Below are 9,696 nucleotides of genomic sequence, written 5' to 3'. Positions count from 1 at the left end.
TCGTCCGGAAGTGGGAGCGCGTCGGTCGGTCAGGAAGACCGGCCCGGTCTGCCGTCCTTTCAGCAGGCGGGGCAGGAGGCGGGCGATGGCGGTGGCCCAGTGCACGTACGCGAGCGCGCCGCCTTTGGAGAAGACGCGGGCGCGCCGGTACTCCAGGTCGAGGTCCCCGACGCGAGGGAGAGGATCTCCTCGGCCCCGGCCGCCGTTTCGTAGAGGAGCCGCCAGAGCACCCGCTCACGGAGTGCGTGCCGGTCGTCGGCGAACAGCGCCTCCAGCCGGGAGGCGCGGTCGCCGCGGCGGGTGATCTTGCGCCGCCAGGCGGCGGGCGGGGTTGGTGGCGAGGAGGTCCTGGCGCTGGGCCCAGGTGGTGAAGGAGACCAACGCGGACAGGTGCTGATTCCAGGTGGTCGGCTCGACCGCTGCCCAGTGGTCCATCACCGTGGCGTAGTGGTCGCAGTCGAGCGCGGCGACCGGGTGGCGGGTGCCGCCGGCGGCGGTCAGGCGGGCGACGGCGCCGGCGACGGTGGCGCGATCATCGGCCGGACTGTCGGGGCCGGGCATGCCAGAGAGGGCGACGACCGGCATGACTACCGCCACAGGGCAGATGCCGCCGTGCCGAGCACTCCCGCGAGCTGCACAAGCCCTTGGATCCGACAGAGTTCTGCGACAGCCTGCGCGAGGAGATGACCAGCGCCCTGGCGAGGCTGAACGACGCGCTGCCCTCCCTGGACTGGGTGGAGATCAGCGACCGCAAGGCGGGAGCGATCAAGCTGACGCCGATCGAGGCCGCCCCCGAGCCGCGTAACCTGCGCCGGATCAAGAACGAGGTGGCCCGCCGCTGGAGCGCCGTCCCACTGATCGACATTTTTAGAGGCAGTATGCACACGAAGGACGGTCCCGCGGCCCGCTGTACTCCCGGGGCCGAGAGCGTCGGTACGTCGCGACACGGAAATGCCAGTAGGTCGGTCCCGCCGGCGATCTCCCATCCCGCCACAGTCGTGCGTGAGCAGGTTGTCTTCGAGTGCACGCCCCGGCCCACCTCCCGGTCCCGGGCTCACCCATTGTCGACGCTGATGTCCCGTGAGAGCATCCAGCGATGCGTGTGAATCTGTGGTATCGCAATTTATCCCGCATCCTCCTGGCCCTGGTCGCAGCTGCCTTCTCCATCGCATTCCTGGGCCTGGCCACCCCGGCGTCCGCCGCCGTTCCCGACGGCGACAACTGCTGGTACGTCGCGCCGGGCACCCCACCGAGCAAGACCGACAACAAGACCGTCAACGACAGTGCGGCGGTCCAGTGCGACGGTCCAGCGCGCCGCATCGACGCCACCCCGGCATCCGCCGACCTTCCCGACGGCCACGTCTGCTGGTGGGTCTCGCCGGGCAGCCCACCGAGCAAGACCGACGCCAAGACCGTCAACTACAGCGCGACGGTCCAGTGCGATGGTCCAGTGCGCCGCATCGACCTCACCGTGGAGCTGCTCTACCACGGACTGGTCGCCGGCCCCGGCGTAACCGTGAGCGGCCGCACCGATGTCTGGCAGTACACCACCCTGGTCCCCCTGTTCGGCCTCGGCGCCCCCACCCCGGGCGAGTTGTGCGAGTCCGGCTATTACTCGGGCCGGGCGACCGCCACGGTCCAATACCTGTCGGGGTCTCCGGAGTTCATCACCGCATCGACGGGGTCTGATCCGGTATGGCTCGACTGCCCGCCGCCGGATATCCCCACGCCCCCGCCGGCGATGACGGTCGTCAACCCGGGCACCCAGAGCACGCGCCTCCCGGACAGCGTGATGCTGCAGATGCAGGCCACCGGCGGGAGCGGGTCCTACACCTGGTCGGCGACCGGTCTGCCGCCCGGGCTGACCATCGACACGACGACCGGCTTGATCACCGGCACGCCCTCGATAGGAAGCTACGACGTCACGGTCACGGCCGTCGGCGGCGGCCAGGCAAGCACCACCTTCACCTGGCGCGTCCGGCGCGAGGCCATCTGCCCCAGATGCTGATCTTCTGCCCCCAACGGAAACTCTGTCGGAAAAGCGACGGCGCGTGTTGTCTGCGGTCCCGGGCCGCTCCTCCGCCGGCCCGGGCGGCGACCTCGGTCAGTGAGACGGCGGCCAGGCCGCGGTCGGCGACGATGGCGAGCACCGCGTCGGCGGTCTCGGCGCGCCGCTGCGCGTTGTTGCCGGCGGCCACCTCGGCCGCCCTCACGACCTAGGCGAAGGCGACGCGAGGCGCGGCCATCAGTCGCACAAGCCGCGAAGCGACCGGTCGCCGAGGATGGGCTACATCTTCTTCAGCATGGCGGCGAACCCGTCCAGGTGGCGGGCCAGGCCGTACTCGAACAGTGCGTCCACGTCCGACACCGTCTCCGTGGCGATGGCGGCCAGCAGCGGAAACCGCCCGGTGCCGAGGAGCGCGCCGGTCCGCTCTTGCTGGGTCCGCCACCACCGGTCGAGCGTTACGCCGGTCTCCTGCTCGGTCTCGGCCTCCTGCGCCATGGACAGCGAGGCGGAGACGACCAGCGCGTGCAGGGTGAGCGCTTCGCGGATCCGGGTCGCCATGTCCAGCCCGAGCCCGTCGAGCGCGCGCAGCGTCCACTCCGTGTGCTCCATCACTCTGGGCGCCAGCAACGGGCGGGTGAACGAGACCGCCCTGGGCAGCCAAAGATGCCTGCGGCACAGCTCCCATTGCCGACGGGCGATCAGTTCGAGCTTGGCTCGCCAGCCGTCCGGTCCCGGTTCTGGTAGCTCCGCCTCGCCGAACACCTCGTCGGCCATCTGCATGACCAGTTCGTCCTTGCCGGCGACATGCCGGTACAGCGACATCGGGCCGACGCCCATCTCGGCCGCGATCCGGCGCATGGAGACGGCGTCGAGTCCCTCTCTGTCGGCGATCGCGATGGCGGTGCGCAGGGTCTGTCCGCGGTTCAGTGCCTGTTTGGGCGTGCCGGCCTGCCGCTGCCGCGCGGCCGGTTGCCCCCGGTCGGCGGTGACCACCGCACCGGCGCCGACCTTCGTCTCCACCAGCCCTTCGTCGCGGAGGGCCGCCATCACCTTCGTGGCGGTGGCGACCGCCACGCCCCAGCGCTGGGCGATCTGGCGGATGGAGGGCATGCGTTCGCCGGGGCGCAGTTCGCCGGTCAGGATGCGGGTACGGATTTCGGCGGTGATCCGCTGGTAGGGCGGGGTCGGGGACGGCATGACAGTAGAGTGTACTAGTTCACATTCGGGCTCCGTCTAGTACACTTTCTTCATTTAGTACGGGCTTTTGCGGGGACAGCCCGAATACGCTGTACACATGACACACGATACGTCGTACGCAACCGTACGGCGGGCTGACGGCGAGGAACGGCAGGCGGTGCTGGACGTCCTGACCGAGGCGTTCATGAACCACTCCCTGATCCGCTGGCTCTTTCCCGAGGTCGGCGATCGGGGCCGCCTCCAGAGGCACTTCTATCGCCCTTTGCTCGCCCATCCCGCCGCCGAGGCGTACCTGGCCGGCGGCCGTGCGGGCGCCGCGGTGTGGCTGACGCTGATGGCCGGCGATCAGGCGCTCAGCGAGGACTCGTTCGAGCCGAAGGCCTTCGGTGACAGCGGAGCGCGGCTGCGGGCCCTGGGAGAGGCGTTGGACCCGCGGCACCCACGTGAGCCGCACCTCTACCTGCCGTGCATGGGCGTGATCGGCGGACAGCGTGGCGCCGGGCTCGGCTCGGCGTTGTTGCGGCACCGCCTGGAGCGAGCGGACGCCGACGGGCTCCCCACGTACCTGGAGGCCAGTTCGACCCGGAGCCGTGCCCTCTACCTGCGACACGGTTTCGCGGATCTCGGCGAGCCGGTGCGCGTGGCCGACGCCCCGACCCTGTGGCCGATGTGGCGTCATGCGGCACAAGAAACAGCACAAGAAGGAGAAAACCGATGACTCACGAAGCCCGGCCGACCCTGGTGTTCATCCACGGCACCCACTCCTCGTCGTACCTGGCGAGCGGCCTGCTCACCGAGCTGACCCTGCGCGGGCACCACGCCGTGGCCGTGGACCTGCCCGGACACGGCAACGAGGCGTTCTATCCCCGCTCCTACCAGGCTCCGCAGGATCTTCAGGCGCTGGCCACCGAGCCCTCTCCACTCGCCAAGCTCACCATCGACGACTACGTCGAACGCGTCGTCGAGGCGGTGCGCCGCGCCCACCGCCGAGGCCCCGTGATCCTGGCCGGCGCCAGCCAGGGCGGCATCGTGCTGAGCAGGGTCGGCAACGCGATCCCCGACCTGCTGGAGCGGGTGGTGTACGTCGCCGCGTACTGCTGCGTGACCCTGCCCAGCCTGAACGCCTACCTGTCCACCCCCGAAAACGCCGGCAGCCTGCTCCCCCAGGTGACCTCCGCCGTCGTCGGCGATCCGGCGGTCCTGGGGGTGGCCCGGGTCAACTGGCGCACGGCCGACCCGGAGCTGATCAAGGGCATCAAGGAGTGCCTGGCCGGCGACTTCACCGACGAGGCGGTGATGCACCTGCTCAACACCTTCCAGCCGGACGAACCTGTCGGCATCCCGATGGCCGACGCGCGGGGCGAAAAGCACGCCTGGGGGCGGATCCCCCGCACCTACGTCCGCTTCACCAAGGACCGGCTGATCCCTCTGGCCCTGCAGGACCGCTTCATCGCCGAGGCCGACCGCCTCACCCCGGACAACCCGACCGACGTACGCAGCGTGGACGCACCTCATGTCGGCCCGTTCGACCGGCCCGAACTGGTAGACATCTTCGCCGGCCTCCTGACGCGCTGACCCACCCCGAGATGTCCCGGCCCAGGAGCGGGTCGCCCTGGGTGACGCGTCCGCGCCGCCCAAGGCCGGGAACCTGAGACCGTCGGCGGTGGCCAAGCTGCTCGGTGCTCGGAGCGTCGTACTCGGCCACGATGACCTGCGCCTGACGGTTATCGCTGGTGAGCCAGGGACGACATTCGCGGCCGTTTCTTCGTCGAGCGGTACGTGAGCGTCGTCATGCTCTTCTGGGTCATGTTCCTCGTACGGGTCGAGCCGGGCCTGCCGTACTGGGCCGGGCCGGCGATGATGTGCTGCACCTACCTGATGGCCCGGTTGTCCCGCAACGGTCTGAGACGGCGGTGGCTCGCCGGACATGAGTTCCACCCTGATGGGACCTCGTATCGTCACTTCGACGGTGACACCAGGCCCGCCTCGTAGGCGAGGATGACCAACTGGACCCGGTCGCGGGCGTCGAGCTTGCTGAGCAGCCGGCCCACGTACGCCTTGACGGTGGCGACGCTGATGACCAGGTCGGCGGCTATCTCCGTGTTGGTCAGGCCGCGGGCGATCAGGGTGAGGACCTCGCGTTCGCGTTCGGTGACGCCCTCCAGCTCGCGCGCCGGCACGGGATCGGGGGCGGGGCGGCCCGCGAACGTCTCGATCAACCGCCGGGTGACGCCCGGCGCGATCAGGGCGTCGCCGGCGGCCACGACCCGGATCGCGGTGAGGATGTCGTCCAGGGCCATGTCCTTGACGAGGAATCCGGACGCGCCCGCGCGGAGCGCGCCGTGAACGTGCTCGTCCTCGTCGAACGTGGTCAGGACGATCACGCGGGCCTGGCCGGGACCCCGGGCGATCAGCCGGGTGGCCTCGATCCCGTCCATGACGGGCATGCGGATGTCCATCACCACGACATCGGGGTTCAGCTCCTCGGCCAGCTGGACGGCCTGGAGCCCGGTCGCGGCCTCGCCGACGAGTTCGAGGTCGGCGGCGTCGGAGATGACCAGTTGCAGGGCGGTGCGGATCAGCGGCTGGTCGTCGGCCAGCAGGACGCGGACCGTCATCGTGCCTCGGCGGGCAGGGGCAGGCGGGCCGTGACGCGGAAGCCGCCCTCGGCGCGCGGCGCGGCGGAGAAGCTGCCCTGCAGCAGGTTGACGCGCTCCCGCATCCCGACCAGGCCGAATCCGCCCTCCGGCGGGCGGCGCGGGCCGCGGCCCCCGTCGAGGACCTCGACGGCCAGCTCGTCGTCCCGGTAGTCGATCGACACCTGGCAGCGGCTCGTGCCGGCGTGGCGGACGACGTTGGTGATCGCTTCCTGGATGATGCGGTAGGCCGAGACGTCGATCTCCGGCGGCAGCGGGCGGCGTTCGCCCAGCCGGCGCACCTCGACGTGGACGCCGGCGTCCGTCGTCGTGGCCACGAGCTGGTCGAGGTCCGACAGGCCGGGCGCCGGGTCGAGAGAACGGGTCGGCTCGCCGTGACGCATGGCGCCGAGCATGCGCCGCAGCCCGGACAGCGTCTCCCGGCCGACCGTCTCGATGACCCCGAGCGCCTGGCCCGCCCGGCCCGGCTGGGTGTCGATGACCCGGCGGGCGGCGCCGGCCTGCAGCGCGATGACGCCGATGCTGTGGGCGACCGTGTCGTGCAGCTCCCGCGACAGGCGCAGGCGTTCGGCGGCGACGGCCTGGGCGGTGGCCGTGGCGGCCAGCGTCTCGGCGTGCTCGCGGGCCTGGCGCACCGAGTGGCCGACCAGCCAGGCGATGACGGCCGTCATGGCCACCGCCAGCTCCGCCGAGGTGCCGGCGGGCCAGCCGGCCAGCACCCGGACGGTCAGGTAGCCGGCGAGCACGGTGAGCGCGCCGAGCAGGGCGAGGATCCCGGTCCGGCGGGCGCGTCCGGCCGCGATGAAGTAGAGGGCGGCGTCGACCGCCAGGAACTGCGCCAACGGGATCTCGGCCACCCCCAGCGGCACACACGCCAGGACCGCGGCGGCGAGCAGCAGGCCCAGCGCCGGCAGCGGCCGCCGGCGCAGCAGGACGGCGGCCACGTGCGCCAGCGCGGTGGACACCACCAGCCAGGTCAACCCGTCCCACTCGAAGAAGAGCTGCCCGGCCAGTTTGGCGGGCCCGGACTCGCCGGGCAGCCTGAACCGGATGAGGAAGGTGAACACCAGACCCGCCCACCAGGCGAGGACCGTCCACGCGGCGGGCGGGACCCGCTTCAGCGGCGGCGAGGGCGGTGTCACGTGCATGCCCGGAATCGTAACGGCGCGTCCGCGGCCCGCGCATCGGACCACGGGTGTACGACCAGGGGCTACATCCGGGTCCGCGCGTACGTCCGCAGGGCGTCGCGGACGAGTCTCGCGCCCGCTTCGTCGTCGTACATGCCGGCGAAACGCGGGTCGTCGACGTACATGTCCCCCAGGCACTGCACCATCTCGATCGAGCGCTCCCGGTCGCCCTCGGCCGTCGGGGTGCCGGGAATCCTGCTCAGCCACCGGACGTGCCGGGCGGCCAGCGACTGCGCGTGTTCCGACGTGGGAGCGGTCCCGGTCTTCGCCGCGGCGACCCACGCCGCGACGAGGTCCTCGGTGTCCTGCTTCCACGCCTGCTGCTGGTCGAGGGTCTTGCCGTGCCACCAGTCGTTGCTCACCTGGTACGCGCGCTCGCCCCAGCGTGCGACCACCTCGTCCTCGTAGCGGTCGTTGAACCCCGCCAGCAGGACGTCCAACCGCGGCTCCACCCCCTTCCGCAGGGCGTCGAGCGTGTCACGCACCGACCGGATCTGCCGCTCGACGCGGTCACGTTCCTCTTCCAGCGCGGCGAGGTGGGCGTGGAGCCCGTCGCGGACGTCCACCTCGTCGGCCAGGACCTCGGCGATGGCCGGCAGGCCCATGCCGAGGCGGCGCATGAGCAGGATCCGCTGCAGCCGTACGACCGCGGCCGCGTCGTAGTAGCGGTAGCCGTTCGCGCCCACCCGGGACGGTGTCAGGAGCCCGACGCGGTCGTAGTGACGCAGGGTGCGGCTCGTGACGCCGGCCCTCGCCGCGAGCTCCTGGATCGTCCACTCCATCGTCCAGTGTCACCTGGTTCCGAGGGTGGCCGCGATGATCTGCGCGCTGTCGGCGTACAGGGCCTGCGCCGCCGTCCGCCCGGTCTCCGCCAGATAGGTGTCCACCAGGCGGGTGCCGGCGGCGTACCCGGCGCCCATCGGCAGCCCCACCGGGGGCAGGCCGAAGCGCTCGGCGCTGGGGTCGCCGTGCACCCAGGCCGTGAAGTTCTGCATGCCGGTCACGTCGAGCCCGGTGAGCACCTTGGCGAAGACCTCGTCGTCGTGCAGGTGCGGCACGCCGATGCGGGTGTGACCGAGCTCGTCGCCGTAGAGCTGACGGGCGAGGGCGTCGGCCAGGCCCTCGGAGACGATGTGCTCGCCGACCGTGACGGTCGCCGGGTCCCACACGACCCCGCCGGGGCCGAACCGCAGGTTGTGGTGCAGCTCGTGGACGGCGGTGCCCTCCAGCCGCCCGACGTTCTCGGGGAAGGGCCAGAACGTGATCAGGATCTGGCCCGAGATGCCGCCGAACCCGGTCACTCCCTTGCAGGGCCCCATGAAATGGTCGTCACCCGGTCACCGAGCACGAACAGCACGTCGATGTCCGGGACCTCCAGCCCCGGCGTCGCCTCCCGCAGCACGGCGAACGCGTCGTCGACGGCGCGTTGCATCCGCTTCCAGGCGTCGGCCGCCGCCAAGGTCTCGAGCGCGTCGAGGCAACGTTCCTCGTCGCGGTCGATCGGGAACCCGGACTGTTGGAGGTGCATCGCCACCAGGTCGAGCTCGCCGGGATGGTAACGGTACAGGCCCCTGATGGGCTCCAGCATCGAACGCAGCAGGTCGGCGCGGTCCGCGGCCGGGGCCTGCAGGATCCGGCGCATGGCGGAGCAGGTGTCAAGAACGGTGATGGACATGGGCCCGATGCTAGAAGTTGACGCAGCGTCAAGGTCAAACCATATTGAGGCGCGGAACGTCCGTGTCGAACGTGGTCACGACGACCGGCCGCGCAGGCCCGCCGCGGTGTCGTCGGCGCGAGGGCCGCGAGGACCGCGACCCGGGCTACGACCGCCGGAGCAGGGGCGCGGGCTTAGGGTTGGCGGGCATGGGGCTGCAACTGGTTCAGGTGAATTTCAAGGCTCGGGACGACGCGGCGCTCGGCCGGTTCTGGGCGCAGGCGCTCGGCTGGGGCGTCTCCAGCGAGGGGCCCGGCGTGACCAACGTCGAGCCTGTGGGCTTCACGTGGCCGGACCCGGCCGCCGTCTGCGTCGACGTCGTCAGCGTCCCCGACCCCGAGACGGTGAGGTATCGCGCGCACCTCGACCTGGCGACCACCTCCGCCGCCCATCAGGCGGAGCTGGTCGCGCGGCTGAAGGAGCTCGGCGCGACGCCCGCCGACGTGGGCCAGGGCGACGTGCCGTGGACGGTCCTCGCCGACCCGGAGGGCAACGTGTTCTGCGTGCTGGAGCCCCGGGAGATCTACCGCGACACCGGGCCGATCGCCGCGGTGGTCGTCAACTGCGCAGACCCGCGGGCCATGGCCCGGTTCTGGGGTGAGGCGGTCGCCTGGACCGTCCATGAGGCGGGCGACGATTTCGCGCGGCTGCGCTCGCCGAAGGGCGTGGGGCCGTACCTGGAGTTCATCCGCGTGCCCGGCGGGGGCAGCGTGTGGACGCGCGTCCATCTCGACGTGCTGCCCTACCCCGGTGAGGATCAGGCGGCGGAGGTGGAACGGCTGAAGGAGCTCGGCGCGACGCTCACCGACGTCGGCCAGGGGGACGTCCCGTGGCGGGTGCTGGCCGACCCGGAGGGCAACGAGTTCTGCGTTCTGCGCCCGGCCTGACGCCGCAGCCGACGGGACCGGCGTGAAACTAGACGAGACGGACCGT

Annotated in this window: 13 protein-coding genes; 6 read left to right on the top strand and 7 right to left on the bottom strand. The window is 71.3% G+C overall.

Annotation, left to right across the window (positions count from 1 at the left end; translation table 11 throughout):
• Positions 1-234: 234 nt before the first annotated feature.
• A complete protein-coding gene (locus ACBR40_RS04680; protein ID WP_371247532.1) occupies positions 235-597 on the bottom strand; it encodes a hypothetical protein in 363 nt (120 codons plus the stop codon).
• Between the two features lie 47 nt (positions 598-644).
• Between ACBR40_RS04680 and ACBR40_RS04675 the strand changes: the two genes are divergently transcribed.
• Positions 645-1,106 carry a hypothetical protein gene (locus ACBR40_RS04675; protein WP_371247531.1) on the top strand — a complete coding sequence of 154 codons (462 nt, stop codon included), beginning with the start codon at positions 645-647 and terminating at the stop codon, positions 1,104-1,106.
• Positions 1,097-2,008: an Ig domain-containing protein gene (locus ACBR40_RS04670; protein ID WP_371247530.1), complete on the top strand. Its 912-nt coding sequence runs from the start codon at positions 1,097-1,099 to the stop codon at positions 2,006-2,008. The genes ACBR40_RS04675 and ACBR40_RS04670 overlap by 10 nt, the downstream gene beginning before the upstream one ends.
• 279 nt (positions 2,009-2,287) lie before the next feature.
• Here the strand turns inward: ACBR40_RS04670 and ACBR40_RS04665 are convergent, their stop codons facing one another.
• Positions 2,288-3,205 carry a TetR/AcrR family transcriptional regulator C-terminal domain-containing protein gene (locus ACBR40_RS04665; RefSeq protein ID WP_371247529.1) on the bottom strand — a complete coding sequence of 306 codons (918 nt, stop codon included), beginning with the start codon at positions 3,203-3,205 and terminating at the stop codon, positions 2,288-2,290.
• 157 nt (positions 3,206-3,362) lie between these two features.
• Here ACBR40_RS04665 and ACBR40_RS04660 point away from each other — a divergent pair, with 157 nt between their 5' ends.
• The 3 genes from ACBR40_RS04660 to ACBR40_RS04650 all read left to right on the top strand — a co-directional run bounded on the left by ACBR40_RS04660 (position 3,363) and on the right by ACBR40_RS04650 (position 5,197).
• Positions 3,363-3,923, top strand: a complete 561-nt coding sequence (locus tag ACBR40_RS04660; protein WP_371247528.1) for a GNAT family N-acetyltransferase — start codon at positions 3,363-3,365, stop codon at positions 3,921-3,923.
• A complete protein-coding gene (locus ACBR40_RS04655) occupies positions 3,920-4,780 on the top strand; it encodes an alpha/beta hydrolase (RefSeq protein WP_371247527.1) in 861 nt (286 codons plus the stop codon). Before ACBR40_RS04660 ends, ACBR40_RS04655 begins: the two co-directional genes overlap by 4 nt.
• 204 nt (positions 4,781-4,984) lie before the next feature.
• Positions 4,985-5,197 carry a hypothetical protein gene (locus tag ACBR40_RS04650; protein ID WP_371247526.1) on the top strand — a complete coding sequence of 71 codons (213 nt, stop codon included), beginning with the start codon at positions 4,985-4,987 and terminating at the stop codon, positions 5,195-5,197.
• On the opposite strand, the gene ACBR40_RS04645 is transcribed toward ACBR40_RS04650, so the two are convergent.
• From ACBR40_RS04645 to ACBR40_RS04625, 5 genes are all read right to left on the bottom strand, one after another.
• A complete protein-coding gene (locus tag ACBR40_RS04645; RefSeq protein ID WP_371247525.1) occupies positions 5,164-5,823 on the bottom strand; it encodes a response regulator in 660 nt (219 codons plus the stop codon). The genes ACBR40_RS04650 and ACBR40_RS04645 overlap by 34 nt on opposite strands.
• Positions 5,820-7,010, bottom strand: coding sequence for a sensor histidine kinase (locus ACBR40_RS04640; protein WP_371247524.1), 1,191 nt, complete (start codon positions 7,008-7,010; stop codon positions 5,820-5,822). Before ACBR40_RS04640 ends, ACBR40_RS04645 begins: the two co-directional genes overlap by 4 nt.
• 62 nt (positions 7,011-7,072) lie before the next feature.
• Positions 7,073-7,831: a MerR family transcriptional regulator gene (locus ACBR40_RS04635; protein WP_371247523.1), complete on the bottom strand. Its 759-nt coding sequence runs from the start codon at positions 7,829-7,831 to the stop codon at positions 7,073-7,075.
• Between the two features lie 9 nt (positions 7,832-7,840).
• Positions 7,841-8,368, bottom strand: coding sequence for a DUF2268 domain-containing protein (locus ACBR40_RS04630; protein WP_371247522.1), 528 nt, complete (start codon positions 8,366-8,368; stop codon positions 7,841-7,843).
• Positions 8,347-8,724 (bottom strand): hypothetical protein, encoded by a 378-nt coding sequence (locus ACBR40_RS04625; RefSeq protein ID WP_371247521.1) that lies wholly within the window; start codon positions 8,722-8,724, stop codon positions 8,347-8,349. Before ACBR40_RS04625 ends, ACBR40_RS04630 begins: the two co-directional genes overlap by 22 nt.
• Before the next feature lie 188 nt (positions 8,725-8,912).
• On the opposite strand from ACBR40_RS04625, the gene ACBR40_RS04620 reads away from it, so the two are divergent.
• Positions 8,913-9,650 carry a VOC family protein gene (locus ACBR40_RS04620; RefSeq protein WP_371247520.1) on the top strand — a complete coding sequence of 246 codons (738 nt, stop codon included), beginning with the start codon at positions 8,913-8,915 and terminating at the stop codon, positions 9,648-9,650.
• Positions 9,651-9,696: the final 46 nt, after the last annotated feature.

Source organism: Nonomuraea sp. AD125B, from assembly GCF_041402765.1.
GTDB lineage: Bacteria > Actinomycetota > Actinomycetes > Streptosporangiales > Streptosporangiaceae > Nonomuraea > Nonomuraea bangladeshensis.
The sequence above is the reverse complement of the archived record's forward strand: the minus strand, read 5'-3'. Positions and strand labels throughout refer to the sequence as shown.